General features: G+C 58.1%; 21 protein-coding genes, 1 tRNA gene and 2 pseudogenes. 12 read left to right on the forward strand and 12 right to left on the reverse strand.

The window, feature by feature from the left end:
• The first annotated feature begins 37 nt into the window (after positions 1-37).
• From CXF97_RS10525 to CXF97_RS10545, 5 genes are all read left to right on the forward strand, one after another.
• A complete protein-coding gene (locus tag CXF97_RS10525) occupies positions 38-772 on the forward strand; it encodes a hypothetical protein (RefSeq protein WP_101158446.1) in 735 nt (244 codons plus the stop codon).
• A gap of 36 nt (positions 773-808) precedes the next feature.
• A complete protein-coding gene (locus tag CXF97_RS10530) occupies positions 809-1,528 on the forward strand; it encodes a hypothetical protein (RefSeq protein WP_101158447.1) in 720 nt (239 codons plus the stop codon).
• A 4-nt stretch (positions 1,529-1,532) separates the two neighbouring features.
• Positions 1,533-1,949 carry a fosfomycin resistance glutathione transferase gene (fos, locus tag CXF97_RS10535; RefSeq protein ID WP_101158448.1) on the forward strand — a complete coding sequence of 139 codons (417 nt, stop codon included), beginning with the start codon at positions 1,533-1,535 and terminating at the stop codon, positions 1,947-1,949.
• 60 nt (positions 1,950-2,009) lie between these two features.
• Entirely contained in the window at positions 2,010-2,648 is a 639-nt protein-coding gene (locus tag CXF97_RS10540; protein WP_101158449.1) for a LysE family translocator, read from the forward strand.
• Positions 2,649-2,804: 156 nt separating this feature from the next.
• Positions 2,805-3,308, forward strand: coding sequence for a DUF4142 domain-containing protein (locus tag CXF97_RS10545; RefSeq protein ID WP_101158450.1), 504 nt, complete (start codon positions 2,805-2,807; stop codon positions 3,306-3,308).
• A 64-nt stretch (positions 3,309-3,372) separates the two neighbouring features.
• Here the strand turns inward: CXF97_RS10545 and CXF97_RS10550 are convergent, their stop codons facing one another.
• A complete protein-coding gene (locus tag CXF97_RS10550; protein WP_101158451.1) occupies positions 3,373-3,783 on the reverse strand; it encodes a low affinity iron permease family protein in 411 nt (136 codons plus the stop codon).
• Positions 3,784-3,944: 161 nt separating this feature from the next.
• On the opposite strand from CXF97_RS10550, the gene tam reads away from it, so the two are divergent.
• Both tam and CXF97_RS10560 read left to right on the forward strand, forming a co-directional pair.
• Positions 3,945-4,715: a trans-aconitate 2-methyltransferase gene (gene tam / locus CXF97_RS10555; RefSeq protein WP_101158452.1), complete on the forward strand. Its 771-nt coding sequence runs from the start codon at positions 3,945-3,947 to the stop codon at positions 4,713-4,715.
• Positions 4,716-5,202: 487 nt separating this feature from the next.
• Positions 5,203-5,562 carry a DUF6124 family protein gene (locus CXF97_RS10560; protein ID WP_101158453.1) on the forward strand — a complete coding sequence of 120 codons (360 nt, stop codon included), beginning with the start codon at positions 5,203-5,205 and terminating at the stop codon, positions 5,560-5,562.
• 66 nt (positions 5,563-5,628) lie between these two features.
• Here the strand turns inward: CXF97_RS10560 and CXF97_RS10565 are convergent.
• The 8 genes and pseudogenes from CXF97_RS10565 to CXF97_RS10600 form a co-directional block, all read right to left on the reverse strand.
• Positions 5,629-5,880: pseudogene (locus tag CXF97_RS10565) on the reverse strand (type II toxin-antitoxin system HigA family antitoxin); the annotation flags it as partial.
• Positions 5,881-5,939: 59 nt separating this feature from the next.
• On the reverse strand, positions 5,940-6,347 hold the full coding sequence (locus tag CXF97_RS10570) for a type II toxin-antitoxin system HicB family antitoxin (protein WP_101158454.1): 408 nt from the start codon (positions 6,345-6,347) through the stop codon (positions 5,940-5,942).
• Between the two features lie 35 nt (positions 6,348-6,382).
• A pseudogene (locus CXF97_RS10575) lies at positions 6,383-6,561 on the reverse strand (type II toxin-antitoxin system HicA family toxin).
• 425 nt (positions 6,562-6,986) lie between these two features.
• Positions 6,987-7,060, reverse strand: a tRNA-Gly gene (locus CXF97_RS10580).
• A gap of 158 nt (positions 7,061-7,218) precedes the next feature.
• On the reverse strand, positions 7,219-8,103 hold the full coding sequence (locus CXF97_RS10585; RefSeq protein WP_101158455.1) for an alpha/beta fold hydrolase: 885 nt from the start codon (positions 8,101-8,103) through the stop codon (positions 7,219-7,221).
• 316 nt (positions 8,104-8,419) lie between these two features.
• Positions 8,420-9,112: a pseudouridine synthase gene (locus CXF97_RS10590; protein WP_101158456.1), complete on the reverse strand. Its 693-nt coding sequence runs from the start codon at positions 9,110-9,112 to the stop codon at positions 8,420-8,422.
• A 33-nt stretch (positions 9,113-9,145) separates the two neighbouring features.
• A complete protein-coding gene (locus CXF97_RS10595) occupies positions 9,146-9,376 on the reverse strand; it encodes a cysteine-rich CWC family protein (protein WP_101158457.1) in 231 nt (76 codons plus the stop codon).
• Positions 9,369-10,856 (reverse strand): sensor domain-containing diguanylate cyclase, encoded by a 1,488-nt coding sequence (locus CXF97_RS10600; RefSeq protein ID WP_101158458.1) that lies wholly within the window; start codon positions 10,854-10,856, stop codon positions 9,369-9,371. The genes CXF97_RS10595 and CXF97_RS10600 overlap by 8 nt, the downstream gene beginning before the upstream one ends.
• Before the next feature lie 344 nt (positions 10,857-11,200).
• Here CXF97_RS10600 and CXF97_RS10605 point away from each other — a divergent pair, with 344 nt between their 5' ends.
• The 4 genes from CXF97_RS10605 to CXF97_RS10620 all read left to right on the forward strand — a co-directional run bounded on the left by CXF97_RS10605 (position 11,201) and on the right by CXF97_RS10620 (position 19,435).
• Positions 11,201-11,605, forward strand: a complete 405-nt coding sequence (locus tag CXF97_RS10605) for a hypothetical protein (protein WP_101158459.1) — start codon at positions 11,201-11,203, stop codon at positions 11,603-11,605.
• 195 nt (positions 11,606-11,800) lie between these two features.
• Positions 11,801-13,045 (forward strand): glycosyltransferase family 4 protein, encoded by a 1,245-nt coding sequence (locus tag CXF97_RS10610; protein WP_101158737.1) that lies wholly within the window; start codon positions 11,801-11,803, stop codon positions 13,043-13,045.
• Position 13,046: 1 nt separating this feature from the next.
• Complete coding sequence (locus CXF97_RS10615; protein ID WP_101158460.1) at positions 13,047-13,901, forward strand: hypothetical protein; 855 nt, start codon at positions 13,047-13,049, stop codon at positions 13,899-13,901.
• A 2-nt stretch (positions 13,902-13,903) separates the two neighbouring features.
• On the forward strand, positions 13,904-19,435 hold the full coding sequence (locus CXF97_RS10620; protein ID WP_101158461.1) for a calcium-binding protein: 5,532 nt from the start codon (positions 13,904-13,906) through the stop codon (positions 19,433-19,435).
• Between the two features lie 67 nt (positions 19,436-19,502).
• Here the strand turns inward: CXF97_RS10620 and CXF97_RS10625 are convergent, their stop codons facing one another.
• Positions 19,503-20,615 carry an enoyl-CoA hydratase/isomerase family protein gene (locus CXF97_RS10625; RefSeq protein WP_101158462.1) on the reverse strand — a complete coding sequence of 371 codons (1,113 nt, stop codon included), beginning with the start codon at positions 20,613-20,615 and terminating at the stop codon, positions 19,503-19,505.
• 132 nt (positions 20,616-20,747) lie between these two features.
• Between CXF97_RS10625 and ung the strand changes: the two genes are divergently transcribed.
• On the forward strand, positions 20,748-21,443 hold the full coding sequence (gene ung, locus CXF97_RS10630; protein ID WP_101158463.1) for a uracil-DNA glycosylase: 696 nt from the start codon (positions 20,748-20,750) through the stop codon (positions 21,441-21,443).
• A 124-nt stretch (positions 21,444-21,567) separates the two neighbouring features.
• Here the strand turns inward: ung and CXF97_RS10635 are convergent, their stop codons facing one another.
• Positions 21,568-22,605 carry an AbrB family transcriptional regulator gene (locus CXF97_RS10635; protein WP_101158464.1) on the reverse strand — a complete coding sequence of 346 codons (1,038 nt, stop codon included), beginning with the start codon at positions 22,603-22,605 and terminating at the stop codon, positions 21,568-21,570.
• A complete protein-coding gene (locus CXF97_RS10640) occupies positions 22,598-24,112 on the reverse strand; it encodes a tripartite tricarboxylate transporter permease (RefSeq protein WP_101158465.1) in 1,515 nt (504 codons plus the stop codon). The genes CXF97_RS10635 and CXF97_RS10640 overlap by 8 nt, the downstream gene beginning before the upstream one ends.
• Position 24,113 lies beyond the last annotated feature (1 nt).

Here is a 24,113-nt window from a genome sequence, read left to right on the forward strand (position 1 = left end):
ATAGTGCGCGCCTGGAAATATCTTCAAGGAGCGGGAAGTGACAATGAAGTCCATATGGCTCAGCGCTGCAGCGCTTTGCGGGTGGTTCATGGCTGGGCAGGCGTGGGCTGATTGCACGCCGCCTGCGGTCAGTGGCGAAGCGGACTTTCCTTTGTGCAAGGAATGGCCGGCTTATCCGTCGCTGACGATTACCGCGCTATCGACGTTCGTGCCCGATCCGGTCTATGGCAAGGACGGCCGGGTGGGTTCATACGACCTGGATCTGGCCGTCAGCACGGCTGGCAGCCCCAAACCGCTGGCGACCTATCATCAGCCGTCGGCGTTTCTCTCCGATGCCATCGGGCTGGAAAGTCTGGAACTGGATACTGCCCGCTATAAACTTACGCCCGACCTCCGCGCATTCGGCGTGCGTGCCCATTTCAAAGGCTCGTCACGCGTCAATCCTCTGGATGAAATTTGGCTGTCGCTCTATGTGAAAGAGGGCGACAAACTGCGCCCGGTGCTGGATCGCTTGCTGGTCTACACCTTCAGCGGTGAATGGGATGGCAATTGCGCGGGAGAACGCTCGGAGACTGTGCGTACGCTTGAGATGGCCAAAACCCGATCCAATGGTTACGCCGATATCATCGTCCGCTCAGTCACCATGGGCCTGGTCGGTGAGGGACCGCCTGACACCTGCGAATCGAAGACCACCCACGAAAAGCCAGTGCTGACCACGTTGCGTTACGACGGGAAAACCTACGTTTTACCGCAAGGTTTCAAAGGCATGTGACTGGCGTCACTGATACGAATATTTCAAGGAAGAATCATGAATCTGCATCGTCGAATCTATATCGCCCTCGGCTTGTTCGCGCTTACGGCTCAGGTCCATGCCGCTTGCGAAGTAAAAAAATTCGACGGCCATACGCTCTCGCGCTGCAAAGTCTGGCCTGCGTTCAACACTCAATCAATTGCAGCGAAGGCCACTTTCGTTCCCGATTCTGCGGGTGCTCAGGACGGCGTGTTCGATCTGGCACTGTCAGTAATCAACGCCACGACGGGCAACACATTCGCCAGTTATGCCAAACCCGGCGCTTACAACTCCGATGCGATCAGCTTCGATGATCTGAGGATCGATACGGCGCGTTACCGCTTGGCGGCGGACGTCCGTGCGTTCGGGCTGCGATCGACGTTCATGAGCCACGGTTCCAGAGCCAATCCGTACTCGAAAACCGACCTGGCCTTGTATGTTCGCGAAGGCAATCGCTTACGCCCAGTGCTGGAAGGCCTGGTGGTGCGCAAGGATTTCGGTGAGGGCACCGGGGAGTGCGATACGCGAGACACACGCATTCGCAGGACTGTCGAAATCGGCTCATCCAGCCACAACGGGTTTGCGGATCTGATCGTCAGTTCCAGCGGTTCGTTGATGGAGTCTTTCACGTCAGGCAAACAATGCGCTTCGAAAACCACCAACCTGAAGAACACCCAGGTCACGCTGATCTACGACGGCCAGCAATATGTCGTTCCCGAAGAACTCAGAGGTTACTGATTCGATGCTTACCGGTCTCAACCACCTGACCCTGGCCGTCCGCGATCTGCAGCGGAGTCTGGCGTTCTATCGCGATGTGCTGCAATTGGACATCGAAGCGACGTGGGATAACGGCGCCTATTTGTCACTGCCCGGACTGTGGTTGTGCTTGTCAGAAGATCCTCAGCGCAGCGGGGAGCCGGGCGCGGACTATACCCATTATGCTTTCAGCGTGAGCGCGGCAGACTTCCCTTCACTGGTTGAAACGTTGAAATCGGCTCAGGTGCCGCAGTGGCGAGACAACCGTAGCGAGGGTGCGTCGTTCTACTTTCTCGACCCCGACGGCCACAAGCTGGAAGTCCATGTCGGCGATTTGCAGTCGCGGCTGGCTGCGTGTCGGCAGAAACCGTACCCCGGCATGCGTTTTAACGACGCGCAGTGATCGGGCGCAGTCGGCTGATATAGACTGGCCGCCACGTGTTCTGGCGCTTGCAGGTTTTTCATGACTCCATCATTGCTGTTGGCCGTTCTGGCTTCGGGTTTCATTTACGGGATCACGCCCGGGCCGGGTGTGCTGGCAGTGTTCGGCATTGGCGCGGCCCATGGCCGGCGGGCCGGCGCGGGGTTTCTTTGCGGGCATTTGCTCGGCGATGTGATCTGGTGCAGCACCGCATTGGTGGCCATTGTCGGCGCCCGGGAAATCGGCAGCACCGCATTCGATGTGCTTGGCGTGCTCAGCGCGGTGTATCTGTTCTGGCTCGGCTGGCGTGCGGTGCGTGCCCAGCGGCGCAATGGCGACGAGGCGCAAGGCGCGGCGCGCCAGCCGTTCTGGCACGGTATCGTCTTCGGTCTGACTAATCCCAAGGCCTACCCGGTGGCGGTGGCGACCTTCACCGCGCTGCTGTCGAGCCGCGCCGAACTGCTCAACTGGGCGATGCTGCCGGCGCTGATCGCCCTGAGTTTTGTCGGCGGGGCGCTGGCCTACGCGATTCTCATCGGCGTGGTCGGCGCCCAGCGAGTGCGCATCGTTTATCAGCGTCACGAACTGCTGATCACCCGTTTGTGCGGCGTCATGTTTATCGGTTTTGCCATCAACGCGTTGATGCACGCGCTGCCCGGGTTGATGCCGAACAAGGGCTGATGCCGAAGAAGCACCGTTCGTCGTGCCTCGGTCGTTTTTTCTAAACCTTTGACCGTTAAAGCATTCCTAACAGAGGCGGACGTTTGTCCGCCGCGAGCATTTAAGCAGCGGGCGAATCACGGCCCGCTTGAATTTTCAACGAAGGAGGGCGCGACCATGAGCCGGATGGCCACCCGTTTACGTAACGTCAGTTTTGCAACCCTGCTGGGCCTGTGCGCCAGCACTGCGTTCGCCCAGTCGCCTGCCGAATTCATCAACGATGCCTCCGCCAAGGGCATGGCCGACATCGAAGCCAGCCGTCTGGCCCACGGCAAGACCGAATCGAAAGAGGTCAAGGATTACACCATCGTCGTCATCAACGATCGCACCACGGCCAACCAGCATCTGGCGAAAATCGCCAAGAAACTCGACCTGCCGGTTGCCCCCCGCGAAGAAATCGCCGACAAGGCCAAAGAGCTGATGCCGCAAGTGAAGGACGGCGCGACGTTCGATCAGGCCTACGCGGCAAGCCAGGTCAAAGCCACGGAAGAGGCCATTACCCAGATCGAGCAACAGGCACAGACCACCGACGTGCCGGAAATCAAAGCGTTCGCCGATGAGACTTTGCCGAAACTGCAAAGCCATCTGGAAAAGGCCCGCGCGTTGCAGGCCAGTCGCTAACATTCAGCAGTGGTTCGAATTCGGCCGCCCGGCATGAACTGATGCAGGAGCGGCCGAAGTCATTTCAGCACTCATTCAAATCCTGCTTTGGCTTGCTCTTGTCGCCCAAGCCCTCCAGATCAAATACCTGACTTTCGCCAAGTGCGCGGTAATGCTGGCGCAGCGCTTCAAGCTGCTTCAAATCCAGCGCCTCCAGGCCAAGCATCGCGTTCTGCGCTTCCTTGTTCACCCGCAGCAGCTCATCGAGTTTCAAATGCAAAATGTCGGTATCGCGGTTCTGCGTGTTCTGAATCAGGAACACCATCAGGAACGTGATGATCGTCGTTGAGGTATTGATGATCAGTTGCCAAGTGTCGTTGTAACCAAAAATCGGCCCGCTCAACCCCCACAACCCGATCAGAATCAATGCCCCCATGAACGTCTTCGGGCTACCGGCCCACAGGGCAAGTTTTTGGGCAATTTTTGCGAATTTCATGATGGGAGTCCTTGTTTTGAGAGCTTGAAATTCAGACATCGGCGTTGCGCTGAAAATTCTGTTTACAAACTTTCGACGCAGGACTTTGCTCGCAAAGGCGTGCCGCGCAGATCGCTGTATCGTGTCGTCAATTGCCAAGACACCCTCGACAGGAGAACGCCATGAGCTGGTCTGCCAAGCAGTACGTCGCTTTCGAAGATGAACGCACCCGCCCGGCTCGTGATCTGCTGGCGGCGATACCCACAACGCAGGCGCGAGCGGTGGTGGATATTGGTTGCGGGCCGGGCAATTCCACCGAGTTGCTGGTGCAACGTTTCCCCGAGGCTACTGTGAGCGGCCTCGACAGTTCGGCAGACATGATCGCCGCGGCGCGCAAGCGCTTGCCCGATGTGCAGTTCGAGGTGGCCGAGATCGACAAGTGGACCGATCAAGGCCCGTTCGATGTGATCTTCGCCAACGCGGTTTTGCAATGGGTGCCTGATCACGCTTCGTTGCTGCCAGCCCTGGCGAGCAGACTTTCAGACGGCGGCAGCCTGGCGATCCAGATGCCAGACAACCTCAATGAACCGTCTCACCGTTTGATGCGCGAAGTCGCCGCCAATGGGCCGTGGGCGAGCAAGCTTGCAGGCGCTGCCGGGCAGCGTACCGATATGGCCAATGCCAGTGAATTTTTCGCGATGCTGCGCCCGTACTGCGCGCGAGTGGATGTGTGGCGCACGACGTATCATCATCAATTGCCGGGCGGAGCGGCGGGGGTGGTCGAGTGGTTCAAAGGCAGTGGTTTGATTCCATTTCTGAGCCCGTTGACCGAGGAGGAGCAGGCGCAGTATCTGCAGCGGTATCTGGCGCAAGTTGCAAGGGCTTATCCCGCATTGGCTGATGGCTCGGTGCTGTTGCCGTTTCCACGGCTGTTTATCGTTGCGACTCGCTGAAACAGTTTCCCAAGCGAGCTCGCTTTGAGTCTTGAATTCGACGCGTTGTTTCAGGTCGGCGTAGCGGGCTGAAACAACTCGTTCACGCTGAATTCGCCGGAAAGTTCTTTCTGTATCCGGGGCTTTTAAACGGGTTACGCCGTGGCCGTTTAAAGTTGAATCGCGTTACGTCCCGATGCCTACAAATCCTTGCGCCTCTGCCTACCGGTACGCCAGAATCCGCCGGCTTGTGCGCCTGGGGGGCGGTCGGTAACTTGGTTCGCGTCACTGATTTGCAGTGATCGGGTTTAGCAGCCCGGCCAGGATTGACCAACGGTTGCACATGTACCTTCCAGTCAGGCTTCGCCTGCACTTGATGGTGGCTGTGCGCATGGCACCCTCGGGTGCGCCGGGTTTTGGACTTCCTACCGGTCTGCTAACTTGCGTACAGCTGCCACCCTTTCGTATAGCAGCGGGACGGTTGCAGTTACCACTACAGGAAGATTCCATGTTCAAAGTAACGCCAAATCCACCGGAAACCGATCCGGCCTCCCCGTACCAATCCCTCAATTCGAAAAAACTCCACGAAGCCGCCGAACGCGCCCTCGACCACTACCTCATTCCGCCGCAAACCAGCTCACCGCCATACCAGACCAGCAGCATGTTCCAAGTCAACCCGAGCACCGACACCGAGTCGCTACTGGTCAACGCCAGCGAATCCCTTGGCTCGGCCAGCGTCATGCTGGGCGACTTTGCCGCCTTGCTCGACGGCAGCCAGCGCAAGACCCTGCTCGGCATCGCCCAGGTCGTCATACTGGGTGAACTGGCGGCAAATCAGGTGCTGGATAAAGTGGTGCCGGTGGGTTAGCCGGCGTTGATTTCCGAGTAAAAAGAAACCGGTCGTTGCGACCGGTTTTGCATGCAATATATTTCTTCAGACACTGGCGAGCAGGCATTCATAAGGAATGCGCAAGCCATCGTGCAGACGTTTGATCATTGCCAGACTCAGCTTGCGCTTGCGGTTCAATACTTCCGAAACACGGCCACTGGGGCCAATAAAGGGCTCGAGATCCCGCGGCGTCAAGCCTTGCTGATCCATACGAAATTTGATGGCTTCAATGGGATCAGAGGGCTGCATCGGAAAATGCTGCTCCTCATACTTTTCAGTCAGCAGAGCGAGAATTTCCTCAAACGTCAGACATGAAAAAACCGGCTACTGAGAGCCGGTTGGGCAGTAAGAATTCTTTAACCCTGCTGCAAGACCTTCAACGCCGCCGAAGCCAGAAACCCCGATCGGCTTTTCTCCTCAGGATGATGCAACACGTACTCATCAATGCGATTGAGCAAGTGCCCCGGCAGCGTGATGTTGAGCTTCTGTGCTTTGCCCAGGTATTTGACCACGTCGATATCCACTACCGCCCACGCACATCCGGCGTACTGCGGATTGGCGACATGCAGGCTCAATTTGCTGGCCGATGGAATCGGCGCACCCTCGTCTGCCAGAATTTCGAAATGACCTTCGATCGCCTCGCGCGCCATGGCGACGGCGTCATCAAGGTCGTCGCCGGCAGAAAAGCAGCCAGGAATGTCCGGCACTTCAACTCCCCAAGCGTGTTCCTCGTCGCCTATTGAAATCGCAATCGGGTAAAGCATGTTCGTGATCCTCCAAGGCAACGCTGAGAACGCATTCAGAGCATGGCCTGTTGCAAAATACTGATGGCCGTTTTTTGAGCAGATCCTTTTTTGGATGCGGCACTGTTACCAATCCTGGTTTGGTTGGATGTTTGAAGTGATGATGACTGCCCCGGATACGTACCAGAAACCAACCGTCCGCGACGAGTTGTCCGATTAAAAAACGGTTATTCACAACACCTCCCTGTGGTGTGCTTGGTGGTTACTATACCTACTGAATTCTACAGATCAATAGACTTGCTACCGTTCAGCCATTGTGGCGTCCGGCGAGGTGGTCAACCCAGTCTGGGCCGCGCGTGTTTGGAGGAACGATGGTTGTGTTGCAGTGTTTTGCTGTGACATTTACGCGGCAAAATGAAAGAAAATCGCTCAGCCAGTCATTGCGACTGATAGAGCGAGCTAGGCCGTAAGGAGGGCGACGTTGGGATCGATCCTTCTCTGGATGATGTTCAGAGTCGCTGGGGTTCTTTTTGGAGGTGAAGGCTTTTCCTTGGAAATTGTCTTTCACCAACTTCCAGACACAAAAAAACCGGCCATCAAGGCCGGTTTTTCAATTCCTGCATCCCCCGTCAGACAACACAACGCGAGATCAATATTCGGTGGAGCGGGTAGAGGGAATCGAACCCTCATCTAAAGCTTGGGAAGCTTTCGTTCTACCACTAAACTATACCCGCTCAGAGCGGCTGACTTTGTACCAGACTCGGCCACGGATTTGAAGTTTTCTTTTCTCTGCGATGGCTTTTTCACGCAGAAAACGGTCAATCGCGAGCAAGGGCTGCGCCGTTGTAAACAGGCACTTCACACTTGCAGTCTTGCCCGCGATGACGCTGTTTCAAATGGCCAATGCATGTTGATCCTGCACAAACGAGTAGCGCATCCGGGTGGCTTGCGGCGCTGGTTTAAGAAAGCCGAGCAGGGCGTTCTGGCTGTCGCGGCACGCAGCCTTGTGTTCCATGTCGAGGAAGTGTCCGGTGGCTTGCAGGGTGGTGAAGCTGCTGTGGGCGACGTGGTTGCCGAACAGGCGCGCATCCTCGGCGGCGGTGTATTCGTCCCATTCGCCGTTGAGAAACAGCACCGGCACGTTGATCTTTTTCGCCGCGTTCACATAGCACTGCCGATCGCTGTGCAGCACATCGTTGATGTGAAAGTGCATCTGCCCATATTCATGCTCGGCCAGGCTGCTGACGTGGCGATAGTTGAAGCGTTTGAACAGTGACGGCAGGTGTTTGCCGATGGTGTTGTTGACCAGATGCCCGACCCGATCGCCGTCGCGGCTGCCGAGGTAGTCGACGCCGCGCTCGAGGTAGTCGAGCATGTGCGCATTGATCACCGGCGAGAACGAGCTGATCACGGCTTTTTCTATGCGCCGGGGTTGCTGGGCGAGGGCAACCAGCGTGGCGGCGCCGCCCCAGGAGAACGACAGCACATGCTCGGCTGCAAAGTGGTCGATCAGCTCCAGCAGAATCTGCCCTTCGACTTCCTTCGTCAGATGTTTCTCATGCCGGTTGTGAGCTTTTGACCGACCCGCGTAGGGCTGGTCGTAGCAGACCACGTTGAACTGCGGGTGCAGGTTTTTCACGGTCTGTGCAAACGACGCAGTCGTGGCCATCGAGCCGTTGACCAGAATGATGGTCTTTTCTGCGGCGTCTGCGCGATAGAACTCCGTGTAAACCCGATACTGACCCTGTATATCCAGCACAGCGATTTCTGGCCTCATGTCATAAGACTCCTGGCAAGCAAGCGGGTATGCGCGCAATCGAGATTGCACGAGCTTTGTGACAGGTAGGCATACGCCTGGAATTTGCTGGCCCATGTCGATCCATTACGGCAGGTCGACGGGTGTTGTTATTGGCGGGCAGATTGCCGGCTGAGGCGCAGCCCTTGAGGGCAGACGACCGACAAAAAGTTTCTTGGAAGTATGTGGTGACTCATCGGTCACATTTCGGCCGACGACCTGATTCAAGCAGGGGACTCAGGATCACGCAAGTGCCGTCGGTGAATTGTTCGACAACTTCGGCTGAGCGGTCGCCGGCTTAGAACAAATGAATCTCTTCGGTGCGCAAAGCGCGGTACTCGCCCGGTTTTAGCGCGTGATCCAGCGTCAGTTCGCCGATGGATTCACGGTGCAGGTGCAGGACTTTATTGTTGAAGAAGCCAAACATGCGCTTGACCTGATGGTAGCGGCCTTCAACGATGCTCAGCCGCGCCGAGCGTGGGCCGAGCAGCTCCAGCTGCGCCGGTTGCGTGGTCAGATCTTCGAAAGCGAAGTAGATGCCCTCGGCAAATTTCAGCGCGTAGCTCGGGTCGATGTCCTGTTCGGTTTCGACGTAGTAGACCTTTGGCAGTTTGGTTTGTGGCTGCGTCAGGCGTCGCGACCAGGTGCCGTCATTGGTGATCAGCATCAGCCCGGTGGTGTTGAAATCCAGACGCCCGGCGATGTGCAGATCGTCCTTGTGCGGTTCATCGAGCAGGTCGAGCACGGTCGCATGCTGCGGGTCGCGGGTGGCGCTGACGCAACCCGGCGGTTTGTGCAGCATGAAATAGCGCGCCGGTTTGCCGCTCTGCAGCACCTCATCATCGACTTCGACCCGACTGAATTCCAGCACGTCACTGTGCGGGTCGCTGACGACTTTTCCGTCAATCCGAACGCGTTTTTCCACCAGCAACAGGCGAACCTGCTGACGGTTGTAGCGGGGCAGATTGCTGAGGAAGCGGTCGACGCGCATGGTCACGATTCAACGGACAAAGGGCCGAGCATCTTACGGGATCGGCCGCCGGCCTGCTTGCAGTTGCGCTTCAACCTGTGCGCAGCGCGGGCACAGGCAGGCTTGATTGCGTAGCTCGGCCGGCAGCGCTTCGAGCACCGCCGGCTCGATGGTCACGCCATAGCACCAGCATTCGCGGTCGGCGGTGCGCGGGTCGGCGAGGCTGCAATCGTTGCGGGCGCCGCAGGCCGGGCAGTGGTCGGATTTGATGTTGAGATCAGGCATAGGTCGAGTGCGGCATTTCCATGCAGGTGCGGTTGCGCCCGGATTGCTTGGCGCGGTACATCGCATGATCGGCCCGCGACAGCAGAGTGTGCAAGGTGTCATCGCGCTGCAAGGTAGTGGCGCCGATACTCACCGTCAGATGCAGGCTGTGGCCATCGTAGGCATATTCGTGTTGCTCGACATGCTGGCGGATTTTCTCGGCAATTCTCTGCCCGGTCTCGCCGTCGGTGTCTTTCAACAGAACGATGAATTCCTCACCGCCCCAGCGGCAGACGATATCGGCATGGCGCAGGCAACTCTGCAGATCGCGGGCGAACCCGATCAACACCTGATCGCCGGCCATGTGCCCATAGGTGTCGTTCAACGCCTTGAAGTGGTCGAGGTCGAGCAGCAACGCGGTCAGCGGCTTGGTTTCCCGTTGGGCCTCGTGCAGCGCTTGCGCGGCGAGGATGTCGAAGCCGCGTCGATTCGGCAGTTCGGTGAGGCTGTCGAGGGTGGCGTGCGCCTGAATCTTCGCCTGGAAGCGCTTGATCACTCGATTGAGCAAGGCCAGTACGATCAACGTCACCAACAGGCAGATCAGCAGATTGAGATACAGCGACTGACGGATTTCACTCAGCGCGCCGTCTTCACGTTTATCGACGAACAGGTACCAGTTCAACTCGGGGATAAACCGTACGTTGAGAAAATGCCCCTGTCCGTGGGTTGAATATTCGTAACTGCCGCTGTGCGGCTTGGGCAACTGGCTGACCAGACTTTTCATGCTTTCCAGTTCGCTAAGACTCTGGCCGATGTGCGCGCCCTCCGGGCCACCTTCGGCACCGGTCAACACCAGGCGGCCGAAGGTGTCAACGAAGTACACGCTGCGTTGATAGCGCTGTTGATACTTGTCGATCAGCTTGATCACCGCGTCCACGGTCAGGCCCACTCCGGCAGCGCCGATAAAGCGGTTGTGGTAGTCGTAGACCTTGTAGTTGATGAAGAACGTCAGGTTGTCCTTGTTGGCCAGGTCCGGGTCGACGTTGATCTCGTAGGGATCCTGCATGTCGCGCACGCGGAAGTACCAGGTGTCGCGCGGTTCATCGATTTTGACCTGTTTGAGGACGCCTTTGGCGTGGTAGTAGGTGAGAGTGGCATTAGAGACGAAAAACGCCGTGTAGGCGCCGTAATGGGTCATGACTTCGTCGAGGTAACGAGTCATCTGCTCGGGATTCTGCTCGCCGTTGACCACCCAATCGCGCATGAACGTGTCGCGGGACATCATCGAAGATATGAGGATCGGCCGCACCAGATCTTTCTGGATTTCCGAATAGACCGTGTCGGAGGTCAGCGGTAGTTCGGTGTTGACGATGTTGTCGCGGATCGACTCGCGGGAGGCGAAATAGCTCAACAGCGACGTGGCGAGAAACCCGGCGCCGAGCAGGGCGACGAGGGTAAGCACCAGTGAACGTTGCGAGTACAGGGGAGAACGAAGCGGCATGGCAGATCCGTTGGCAATGGCCCGATGGGATGCATTCTAGTGGGATGGTCGGGAAAACACTGCGGGATTTGTGCCTGAAATGGCGAGGGATACGACTCAGAGATTTGTCAGGGAAATCGCTGCCCGCACCCCAGCGCTCTGCCGAAGGGTGAGGCAGTTAATTAGGGTGATGGCAAAATTGTGCGTTTGACAGGTAAACAAGATTTCATAATCACTTGTTTCAACTTGTTGCGGGAACGCACCAGATTCCGAAAACGCTGTCTGATTTTTCGACAGTCACAGAATTAATGACTGTCGCCTGCCAGCGTCGCTGGTGTGGCCAACCCGCGGTCCAGGAGGCCGCCATGTATCGTCGAATCGTACTGCTTGCCGTGATGCTGTTTTCCCTTGGCGGATGCGTTCCTTATTCCTACGCAGACAACTACTACAGGTCAGAAGTCTACACTTCACCCGCACCGGCCTATTACAGCGGTGGCGGTTCCTATTACCGCAGCGGCGGCACCTATTACACCCAGCCGCGCTATTACCAGCCAGCGCCGCGGTACTACCAGCAACCGCGTTACTACCAGGCGCCGCGGCATTATCAACCGGCCCCGCGTCATTACGAGAGCCGTCGCTGGCACGGTAACGATCGCGGACGCTGGGATGGCCACCGTCGTGGCGGTTGGGACAACGACCACCGGGGTCGCGGCAACTACGAGCGCCACAGCGGTCGCGGCGACCGCAACGGCCGTGGCAACCGCTGGTAAATATCCGCAAATGAACAAGCGGCGCATTGAGCGCCGCTTTTTTTTGCTCGTCGAAAAGTCGTTCCGTTAGCCATCTCCTAGGCAATTCACAGACGCTTCCTACAGTTTCAATTTGTGGCATTTGTTAGCGTTTGTGGATGCCGAACGATGCGAGAAATCCTCAGCTCAATAGCGGCGAAAAAGGACGTTACCGCTATGAAGCTTCTGGTTATTCATCAAAATTTTCCGGGTCAGTTCCGCCATGTGGTGCTGGCCGCGCTGGACCGGCGTGATGAGGTTGTGGCGATAGGTCGGGACACGGCACCGGGACTCGCCGGGGTGAAAATCCATCGATATCGAGCGACCAGCCGAGCGCCCGGCAATGTTCACCCCTATCTGATCCGCTACGAACAGGCGGTGATTGACGGGCAAAAGGTTTTTGAGATGTTGACCAGGCTGAAACGTTCGGGTTATCAGCCAGATGTCATTCTTGCCCATCCCGGATGGGGAGAGACGCTATTCGCCAAGGACGTCTATCCCGATACGCCACTCATTCACTACTGCGAATACTACTATCGAGCGCAGGGCGCCGATTGCGGGTTCGACCTTGAATTCCGGCGAGCCGCGAGGGAGTCGTCACGGCTGCGCGTGCTCAACTCGCTGCATCTTTTGAATATTGAACAATGTGATATCGCGATTGCGCCTACGCAGTGGCAGCGCAGCCTGTTTCCGGCCGCTTACCGGGCGGCGATTCGGGTCATTCACGAAGGTGTGGTTCAAAGTTCTGACCTGGCGAAAATCGGGGCAGTCAGATTGCCCAATGGAATCGAGCTCAAGGCCGGACAGCCGATCGTTACCTATGTCGCCAGAAACCTTGAGCCTTATCGCGGCTTTCACAGTTTCATGCGAGCGATCCCGCTTATTCAGGCTGAGTGCCCCGATGCGCAGATCATCGTGGTTGGCGGTGACGGTGTCAGTTACGGGAGTAGGCCGGTCGGGTACCCGGATTGGCGCAGCAGGATGGAGGCGGAGGTCAGTTTCGATCACTCCAGAGCGCATTTCACAGGGAAACTTCCTTACCAGACTTACCGGGCGATTCTGGCATGTTCGAAAGTCCATGTTTATCTGACGTATCCGTTTGTCTTGTCTTGGTCGTTACTGGAAGCGATGGCGTCTGGTTGTGTGGTCGTTGCGTCGGATACGGCTCCGGTAAGGGAAGTAATCGTCGATGGGGTTAATGGAGTATTGGTGGATTTCTTTGACCATCAAGAAATTGCCAGAAGTGTATGCGAGGTTTTGAAGTCGGCCGGTGAGCACGATGGTCTTGCCAGCGCTGCGAAGTTGACGGCTGGTCGGTTTAGTGTGGAATCGGGAGCGAGCCAATATTTTGAGATTTTTGCAAGCGCGGTATCCGGGCAAAACGACATACCAACCGTTCCGCAATTTGAGCGGGAGGTTTGAAATGTCCAGGAAGTCGCGTAAGCAGGCGATCAAGTGGGTTAAAAGGTTATTGAAATATGGATTGTTCTTTTATGTCTGTTATTGCGTAGCGGGATTTTATATTCGCAAAGAACAATCTGCCGAGTCGGCGGCTATTCACCAGGCAGACGAGAAAGCTTGTCAGAACAAACTGGCGAGCATGCAGCAAGTGCCGATATTAGGCGGCGCCTATGTAGATAAGACGCTGGTTCCTGAGTTTTACGTTGGCATGCCTGAGATGGTGAACAAGAAAGCGTGTCTGGCGATTGCTCTGAAGGGGCTTTTCTGGTGGACCGGGACGGGGCTGCACCGGTACCAGGATCAGCGCATGGAACCGATCCCCGAAAGCTGGCGGCTTTATAAATTGAATGCCGGGCTTTTTACCAGAAAAGAAACCACCGAACCCCATGAGCGCGGTTATCGGCACGTCAACTGGCCGGATGAGTTGATTGTGAAACTAAAGAATTATCCGGGGCTGGAGATTTGGCTGGATGCACCTCCGCCGCATTTCAAGAATGAAGACTCGGTTAGAACGTTTGTCATTACTGGCTGGCCGCGGCGAGATGGAACCCCTCGGTTGATCAACTGTGACGGCTTGATTCGCCCGGCGGCGGAGGAAAAACTGACTGACGAGAAACTGGCAAGGTTCAGCAGAGCTGAATTGGAAAATCTTGATTTCGGCAAACTGAATTTCTTCTGCAATATCAATCTGGATAACTTCGACTTTTCCGGGGGGCACGGTAGCGTAGGTCTCGGATTAGCGTCATTACGCGAAGCACCTGAGATGCTCAAATATCTCAGTGACTATCTTTCACGCTCTGTTATTACAAGGAAGTAACAATGAGTTATGTATTCAGCGATATGGAAAAATCAGAGATTTTCAACGCAGCAAATATTTGCAAAGGAATGAGGCTGCGCTCAAAACAACTTCAGTACGATGCACTGAAATTAGCGGGGGCAAGCTGCGCACCCCTGTACCAGAAGCTATTCGACATTATTGGTGAAAAAGTTTCTGACGTTGCAGCTGCCGATAAAGAGGCTGGAGAGGTGCTGAAAAGCGCCAGACTCTGGCTTGCCGTGGCCATTGATGCCAACGGTGGAAACGGTGCCTACTCTGCCCTGATTCGTGGTTACACCTCCCGCCAGGGTGAACTCAGACTGAATACAATTTTCAGTGAAGACCTGATGCAGCTTTCGTCCAACCAGGTTGCCGTCAATTTCATCAACACCCTGATCAACGGGTCCCTTGCCGGTCAACTGGCACCCTGGACGGTGCCGTCAATCAGCCAGATCGCAGAAATCGACGCCAGCGCGATTGGCGAGGCTCTGTTCAAGGAGGTTTGCGGGGAGGACGACACCGCCGTGAAACGTAACTCTGGTTGGTCTGGAACAGTCGGATTCAGCCTGTTGGGCGGTAAACCTCCCTATGAAACGTGGAGACTGATCTCTGCGGGCGACCCGGATGCGGAAGATGGCGGCCCACCCACTCAGGCAAAAGCCAACCGGCTCGACGACTATAAAAACATTCTCTTCGCCATCGACGCCTATAGCGTCGGCCTGCGAGCGGCGATCAGCAATTTCGGCATCAATCCACTGCAAAGTCTGCTTTCAGTGGTTCCGGAGCAAATCAATATCGCGCTGGCCAGTGGCAGTGTGAATCCGCTGGTTCAGCATGTAGTCAAAGGCACGCCTGTTGCCGCCGTGGTCGAGCTGATCTTGCGCTACGGCCAGAACGAATTTCTCGACATGTTCAAGCGCACTTACGACGGCGATTCTCCTGCCATACCCACCACCAACGAAACCTTCGCCAGCAACGCTTACGCCTTCTTCTCGGCGTTCTCCCCAGAGCAGTCGCAAAGCATCGTCACCCGGACAATAGGCGAGTTCGGTAATGCCAATGCATGGGCGAAACTGGCAGGCGAGGCGACGCCGCTCGGTGTGGCGTTGCGCAACTCTTTGCAGCAACTCAGTGAAGTCGTCATAGAACGAGCCGACGGTTATCCCGATCGCAACCTCGAGCTTTACGATCCGCACACTGGCGAAGGCTTTATCACCGCGCAGTGGCTGGCGGATCGAGCGCAAATGCTGGCGCGGTTGATTGCCCGAACCCAGGGCTCGTTCGCAGAGCACTCGCTGCAGCAGTTTTCCTACTCCGATCTCGCCTCCAGCAAACAGGCGCCGATGACCACCGGAGTGCTGAACCCGTTGGCCATGTTCGGTGATGACGGCGGGCGATCATTCGCCGGCGGCGCCAATGCCGATCATCTGTATGGCGGCGTGGGCAATGACTCGATCGACGGCCTGGCGGGTCACGATGTCATCGAAGGTGGTCGCGGTAATGACTCGATGAGCGGAGGCGACGGCAATGATGAGTTGTACGGGATGGCCGGTGATGATGTGCTGATTGGAGGAAAGGGGAACGATTCTTTGATCGGGGGCGAAGGCAACGACCGTTATGAATTCGCCAGCGGCGATGGCATCGACGAGATTCTTGATGCCAACGCCGATGGGCAACTGTGGATCAACGGCGCGCCGATTCCCCATCTCAAACGCCGCGCGCCTCTGAGCAATATCTGGTCTACCGAGGATCGGTCCATCACCCTGACGCTTGTTGAAAACACCCTCAACATCAAATACGGCCAGGGCGATCTGGTGGTGATCAAAAACTTCCAGCCCGGAATGCTTGGCATCCGCCTCCCTGAATACGAGGAGCAGCCGGTCCCCGTTGCTGATCTGACCCTCCAGGGCGACTGGAAAGCCAAAGATGCCGATCCCACTGTCCCCGGTGATCAGCCCTCCTTTGATGAGCTGGGCAACGTGGTGCTGCTGCCCAAGGTCAAACACCGCAACAAGGCCGACGTACTTTACGGTTCCGCCGCAGACGACGTCATTCTTGGCATGGGCGGTTCTGATCGATTGTTCGGCAAGGCTGGAGACGATCGGTTATTCGGCGACAAGCAGACGACGCTCGAAAAAGCTATGGCCGACGGTGACGCCAAGGGCAAGGCAATTCGCGGAGACTGGCTCGACGGCGGGCAAGGTGACGATTTGCTTATCGGTACGGCGTCCCGAGATGTTCTGCTCGGTGGCAATGACCGGGATACCTTGATCGGCGGTGCTGGCGACGATGTGTTATCCGGAGACGAAACCACCGGTGCGCTGGAACAAGGTTGGGCGGTCAAACGCGCTGACGTCCCCATCGCTGGCGGTGTGACCAGTCACCGAACGGTCTTTTCAAAGGCCTCGATAAACAGTGCCTCCGAGGGCGGTGACGACGTGCTGTACGGGCAGGGTGGCAAGGACTTTATCGACGGCGGCTGGGGTGAGGACCTGCTTGACGGCGGCGCTGACGACGATTTTCTCAACGGCGGTCAAGGTCACGACACCCTGGCCGGTGGCAGCGGCAACGACGTGATGCTTGGTGACAACCTCGATTGGGGCGGTGGCCTGCCCAGCAGACACCATGGCAACGATGTGCTGGACGGCGGCAGTGGTGATGATTCACTCGCCGGTAACGGTGGCAGCGACGCTTTGTATGGCGGCCCTGGCAACGACATTTTGCAGGGTGATGACGGCGTACTGGCCGGCGTCGAGGGCGATGCCGCGCATTTTTTTGGCGAAGATCTGCTGGACGGTGGCTCCGGCGATGACACGCTCTGGGGCGGCGGTGGCGATGATTTGCTCTTCGGCGGCGAAGGCCATGACGATCTGATTGGCGATAACCCTGAGCATCCGGTTCGCTATCACGGCAACGACTTTCTCGATGGCGGCGCGGGGAATGACACCCTGCGCGGCATGGGCGGCGCGGACACGCTGACGGGTGGCGCAGGGACGGATTTTCTCGATGGCGATGTGTCTGACCTGCAGCCGGGCGGAAGCAACAATGACGTGCTTCAGGGCGGTGAAGGAAACGATACGTTACAGGGTGGTTTCGGTGCCGACACGCTGGACGGCGGTGCGGGTGACGACATCCTGGCCGGCGATTACGAAAACAGCGCTGAGGCAGAGCACAATGCCGATTATCTGGACGGTGGTTCAGGCAACGACACGCTGCTCGGAGGCGCTGGCAACGACACCTTGATCGGCGCAGAAGGGACGGACTACCTGCGCGGCGATTCTGGCGATAACGTGTTTGATGGCGGTCCCGGTGCTGACGTGCTGGATGGCATGGATGGCGCCGACATCTACTATTTCGGCGCTGGCGACGGCCTGGATATCGTCACCGATGCCGGCGGCCGCAACATCATCAGGTTCGGTGCAGGGTTTTGCGCGCAAAGCCTGAAGGCCGACGTTATCGAAGTTACCGTCGGCACGGTGTTGCGACTGGCCAATGGCACGGGCGACGCGATACTCATCAAGAATCACGAGCGGTGGAAGGATTCCACATTCAGTTTCAGCGACGGCGGGGTACTTGATTACGCAGAGGTCCTGCGCAAAACACTGCCACCGATAGAAGTGTCCGAGTTACCCGTACCGGAACCTGTCACCGTCCCGGCAACCCCTGAAAGCAAAGTTGCGGATCCAGTTAAGCCAGACGATGTCACCGCTGCGGCGCAAGGCCCGGTGGCGTCTGTTCAAACGGTCAACTGGACCGATGAGTTCCTCGCGCAAACCAAGTCAAAACGCTCCGCCCGCAGACACGCCACAGGTTTCACCTTGAACGATCAAGGCGTCTGGGTTCGCAGTCATATCACCACCACCGACTCCGGTTACACCACTCACACCGAGCTGAACGATGACAGCGTCGAAGCGGGGACACTGTCTGAAACGCCGCCATGGATGAAGGCTGATGGCGGGCAAGCCGTAGTCAGTGAAAGGCAGTCGACAACTACAACCCGTGTCGAACATAAACCGGTGAAAGCCCAGGGAGCAATGCCTTCCTCAAGCCAGGCGCCTCGCTATTATCGATCCGGCTCGGCCAACGGGTTTTCCTTCAATGCGGGCGACGTATTGGTTGAAGACCGAAAGGAATCCGGCGCGCTTGAAGGCTGGTACGTCTATCCGGCGGCAAGCTTCAGGTCGGGCGCAACAGTGCCCAAGGCGTTTCGCTGGGATGTCACAACTGAAACGATCAAACGCAAAATCGTCCATGGCGACGATGCCGGCGGGCGGGTCAAGGTCGAGGTGGAAAACGTTTTCCACGGCGGCGCGGGTGATGATCTGATCGTCGCTTATGCAGGCTCCCCACTTGACTACAGCACTGTCGGCGACAGAACACCGGGCGCGTTTTTATCCGCAGGTGCAGGTGACGATACCTTGCTGGGCTCCGAGGGCGCCGACTATCTGCTCAGCGGCTCGGGTGATGACTGGCTCTACGGCGAAGACGGCGCCGACACCTACATCGTGCAAACGCATGCCGGGGCGACAACTACAATTGCGGACGTGCTCAATCCTGTTTTCCACCGAGCAGAAGTTGGCGTAGCGGGGTGGAAAGACGAGTACGGATTGATCGATCAGGACACGGTCGTTCTTCCCGCAGGCGCGCAGCGCGATGCACTGCAATTGAGCTGGGGTGCTGCGCTGATAGAGACCACCCATGTCGAGCTGGAGCCCAATCCGGATCGCGCGGCTTACCGCAACCCGCCGAGAGCGAAAATGCTTCATCCGACACTCGATATCCAATGGGGCGGGACGCAAAAAGTCCGCATCGTCTTGCCCCACAACGGTGAACTTGAGGGGGCCGGTATTGAACTCGTCAAGTTCGTCGATGGGTCGGTCGCAAGTTTGAAGCAGCTCCTGGAATCGAGTCAGCTCGGCCCTGCGCCCGAGACTTTTCATACGGGTGTCATCGTCAACAATCCCAGCCGTCTCACTTCCTTGCGAGACGGACGAGCACTTCCATTAGTCGGCGGTCGTGGCAATGACACGATAACCGGCGCAGGAGAGATCCGAGGCATGCAGGGGGATGACGTGCTCACGGGCAGCCCCGGTGATGATCTGCTGCTGGGTGGGCCGGGCAATGACACGCTGGCCGGCGGCGCTGGAAATGATCTCTACCGATACGATGGCCTCGGCAGGGACGTGATCATCAACAACGGAGGCGGCCTGGACGGGATCGATTTTTCCGAACGCAGGCTGACGATCGACAACTTGAAGTTTCATCGTGAGCGCGATGATCTGGTGATAGTGGTGGATTACGGAATGGCGCCGAAAATCCGGGTTTCCAGTCACTTTGCCGCAGGTGATAGTGCTATCGGCTTCATAAGAGTCAGCGAAGGAACAGCGATTCAAGACTACAGCGCGACGCAGATTGCTGAACGACTGCATCCTCTTCCGCCATTGAGGGATGTCGAGAAAATTTTGCAAAAAGGCGACGATGAAGCGCAGCGGGCGATGACGGAAATCATCGAGTTCTACGAACTGAACGTCTGAGTTGCTGGACGACCGATTCAGCCAGCCCGCGACGCAAACCAGTTGCCATCGCGGGCTACGAGTCAGCTCAATACTGAGTCAGATCCGCCAACGGATGCCGCCCCTCCCAGACTTTATGAAAATGCGCCTCGACCACCGCCTCCGGCACGTTATTGATATCCGGCCAGTGCCAGTGCGGCTTCTGATCCTTGTCGATCAAACGCGCGCGCACGCCTTCGCTGAATTCGGGATGGCGGCAGCAATTGAGGCTCAGGGTGTATTCCATCTGGAATACTTCGGCCAGCGACATGTGCCGCGCGCGGATGATCTGTTCCCAGACCAGATGGGCGGTCAACGGTGAGCCCTCGGTCATGGTTTTCGCCGCGCGGGCGAGCAACGGATCACTGCTGTCACGGTGCAGACTGATGGCTTTCCACGCACAGGCGACGTCGCTGACATCGAGCAATTCGTCGATCTGCTGCCGACGTGGCAGCCACTGTGCTTCGGGCATCTGCGCAAGTGCTTCCTGCTGCAGAGCCTTGAGCAGGCTGTTGAGCTGCATGGCGGTCTGTTCCTGCCAGTTCAATTGCAACAGGCCTTCGATCAATTGCGGTTGCTGTTCGTCGAGCAGGAAGCGGTCGGCCAGATCCAGATCCAGCGCATCACGGCCGTTGATGTGCGCGCCGGTCAGGCCGAGAAACAAGCCGAGCTTGCCCGGCAACCGTGCGAGAAACCAACTGGCGCCGACGTCGGGATACAGGCCAATGGTGATTTCCGGCATGGCCAGACGGCTGCTCGGCGTGACGATCCGCGTGCTGGCGCCCTGCAACAGGCCCATGCCACCACCGAGCACATAACCGTGGCCCCAGCAGATCAGCGGTTTCGGATAGGTGTGCAGACGATAATCCAGGCGATATTCCGCGCCGAAAAATTGCGCGGCCAGCGGCGGCACTTCGCCGGGGTGAGCGCGGCAGGCTTCGACCAGGCTGCGCACTTCGCCACCAGCGCAGAAGGCTTTGCTGCCGTTACCGCGCAGCAGCACGCAGACGATTTGCGGGTCAGTGGCCCAGGCGTTCAATTTGTCGCTGAGGGCGTTGATCATCGGCAGGGACAGCGCGTTCAGCGACTTTTCCGCATCCAGGCTAGCGATGCCGATGCGTGCGCCGTCGGTGCCGGTGAGTTCTTCGAAGTGCAGATTCATCGTGACCTCGATCGGGAATTTGAACGATCAGTATGATCGTTGTGGGGGAAAGTGCCGGATCTGCGTCAGATCAATTGACAAGCGTGGTCGGCTTTCCTAGGGTTCGCCCCATTGTTTTTGCCGGAAATGACCATGACTGCTGACGACCGTATCAAACTCGAACCGAGCTGGAAGGAGGCACTGCGTGCTGAGTTCGACCAGCCGTACATGGCAGAGTTGCGCAACTTTCTGCAGCAGGAGCGGGCGGCCGGCAAGGAGATCTATCCGCCGGGACCGATGATTTTCAATGCGCTGAACTCCACGCCGCTGGACAAGGTAAAAGTGGTGATCCTCGGCCAGGACCCGTATCACGGCCCGGGTCAGGCCCACGGTCTGTGCTTCTCGGTGCAACCGGGCGTGCCGGCGCCGCCGTCGCTGGTCAACATCTATAAAGAGTTGAAACGCGACCTCAATATCGACATTCCCAACCACGGCTACCTGCAGAGCTGGGCCGAACAGGGCGTCTTGCTGCTCAACACGACCATGACCGTCGAGCGCGCCACCGCCAACGCGCACAAGGACAAAGGCTGGCAGCATTTCACCGATCGCATCATTGAAGTGGTCAGCGAACGGCAGCCGCATCTGGTGTTCATGCTTTGGGGCGCCCATGCGCAGAGCAAGCAGAAGCTGATCGACGCCACCAAGCACCTGGTGCTGACTTCGGTGCATCCGTCGCCGTTGTCGGCCTATCGCGGATTTTTGGGCTGTGGGCATTTCAGCCGGACCAACAAGTTTCTCGAACAGAATGGCGAAACGCCGATCGACTGGCGCTTGCCACCTCTCGCCTGAGATCGTTCCCACGCTCCGCGTGGGAATGCTTCAATGGACGCTCCGCGTCCGCTTTTGGGACGCAGAGCGTCCCGGGCTGCATTCCCACGCAGAGCGTGGGAACGATCAGTTAACGATCAGTTAGTCAGGACTCTGGAATACGATTCCAGTACTTGAACAACGGCTCCGCCAGAAACAGCACAAACAACAGCCGCATCACCTGCATCGCCGTCACCAGCGGCACCGACAATTGCAAGGTCTCCGCCGTCAGGCTCATCTCGGCAATCCCGCCGGGCATCATCCCCAGGGTCAGCGAACGCAGATCCAGATGGGTCAGCGCACTCAAGCCCAACGCCGCCAGCGACGCGATCAACATGGTCAGCGCCGTGCCGATCAACGTGCGCCCCATGAACGACGGCGCGCGACGGAAGAACTGTCGGTTGAAGTGACAACCCAGGCCGCTGCCGATCAGCCACTGGCCGATCTGGCTGCCGCCATTGGGCAGGCCGATGTGCAGATCCCAACCGATACTGACCGCCGCGCTGACCAGCAACGGCCCGAACAGCCAGGGATTGGGTTGGCGCAGACGTTGCCAGAGCCAGGCGAGCAGGGCGCCCGCCGGAAAAAGAATCGCCAGCCAGCGCCAATCGACGCTGCCGGCGTGAGAAATCGGCGTGCCGTCACCGAGCAGATACTTGAACGCCGCCGGCACGCATAACACCACTACCAACACCCGCAGGCTCTGCCCGGCCGCAACATGGCTGAGCAGGGCGCCATTGCGCGCGCCGAGGTTGACCATCTCCCCGGAACCACCGGGCATGCTCGAGAAAAACGCCGTGGCGCGATCTTCGCCGGTGCGCCGCATCAACCACACGCCAACCACCGCCGACAGGCTGGTGACCAGCGCACCGAAGAAGATCAAACCGAAATGACTGAGCACCTGTTCCATCACCTGCGGGGTGAAGTGCAGGCCGATACCGATGCCGACGATCCACTGTCCGCACTTGCGCCCGCCAGGGATTTCCGCCAGTTGCCACGGGGTCAGGCAGCGCACGAGGATGATCGCCAGCAACGAGCCGACCATCCACGGTAGCGGCCAGCCAATCTGGCTGGCGATGAAACCGCCAAGCAGACCGACCAGCGGGGTGCCCCACCAGGCTTTCAAGGAAGCGCGATCAGACATCGGCGATGGCGCGCCGCGCAGCCGAACGCTTGCGCCAGATGCGAATCAGCGGCATCAGCAGCATGATCGCGGTGAGGATCCAGCAACCGAAGGTGATCGGACTCGACCAGAGAATCTCCAGCGCGCCATTGGAGATCGACAGGGCGCGACGCAAGTTCTGCTCCATCAGGCCACCAAGGATAAAGCCCAGCAGCAGCGGCGACAACGGGAAATCCAGTTTGCGCAGGATGTAACCGAAGATGCCGATACCGATCATCAGGAACAGATCGAAGGTGGTCGCGTGCACCGCATAAACGCCGATCCCGGTGATGATCGCGATGATCGGCACCAGTGCCCAGTTCGGCACGGCAAGGATGCGGGTGAACACGCGAATCATCGGGATGTTGAGGATCACCAGCATCACGTTGGCGATGAACAACGACGCGATCAGGCCCCAGACGATGTCCGGTTGCTGTTGAAACAGCAGCGGGCCCGGAGTGATGTTGTACAGCGACAACGCGCCAATCATCACCGCAGTGGTGCCCGAACCCGGAACGCCGAGGGTCAGCATCGGCACCAGTGCACCGCACGCCGCGCCGCCGATCGCGGTTTCCGGCGCGGCCAGACCACGCGGGTCGCCTTCACCGAACTTGCCGCTGGTGCCGGCGATACGTTTCTCGGTCATGTAGGCCACGGCACTGGCGAGGGTTGCGCCCGCACCCGGCAACACGCCCATGATGAAACCGAGCACGCCGCAGCGGACGTTGACCACGAACACCGACGCCGCTTCCTTGAAGTTGAACATCATGCGGCCGGTGGCTTTCACCGCTTCCTGGCCGTGGTGGGTTTTTTCCAGCAGCAGCAGGATTTCGCTGATCGAGAACAGACCCAGCACCAGCACGACGAACTGAATGCCGTCGGTCAGGTGAATGTTATCGCCCGTGAAACGGTACACACCGCTGTTGGCATCGATGCCGACGGTGGAAAGAAACAGACCGATCAGCGCCGCGATAAACGTCTTCAGCGGTCGATCACCGGCCATGCCGCCGAGACAGACAATTGCGAACACCATCAACACGAAATATTCCGCCGGTCCGAAGGCGATCGCCCATTTCGCCAGCAGCGGCGCGAACAGCACCATGCCGCAGGTGGCGATGAAGGCGCCGATGAACGAACTCCACGCCGACAACGACAACGCTACCCCGGCCATGCCTTTGCGGGCCATCGGGTAACCGTCGAGGGTGGTCATTACAGTCGAAGCTTCGCCGGGAATGTTCAGCAGGATCGAGCTGATCCGGCCGCCGTATTCGCAGCCCAGATAAACCGCCGCAAGCAGAATCAGCGCCGATTCCGGCGGCAGGCCGAGGGCGAATGCGATCGGGATCAGCAACGCCACGCCGTTGATCGGGCCCAGGCCCGGCAACAGGCCGACGACGGTGCCGATCAACGTGCCGCACAGTGCGGTCACCAGGTTGTACGGGCTCAGCGCGACGCCGAACCCTTGACCCAAATAGCCAAGAGTATCCATA

It is taken from the genome of Pseudomonas sp. Choline-02u-1, from assembly GCF_002836515.1.
In the GTDB taxonomy this organism is placed as follows: Bacteria; Pseudomonadota; Gammaproteobacteria; order Pseudomonadales; family Pseudomonadaceae; genus Aquipseudomonas.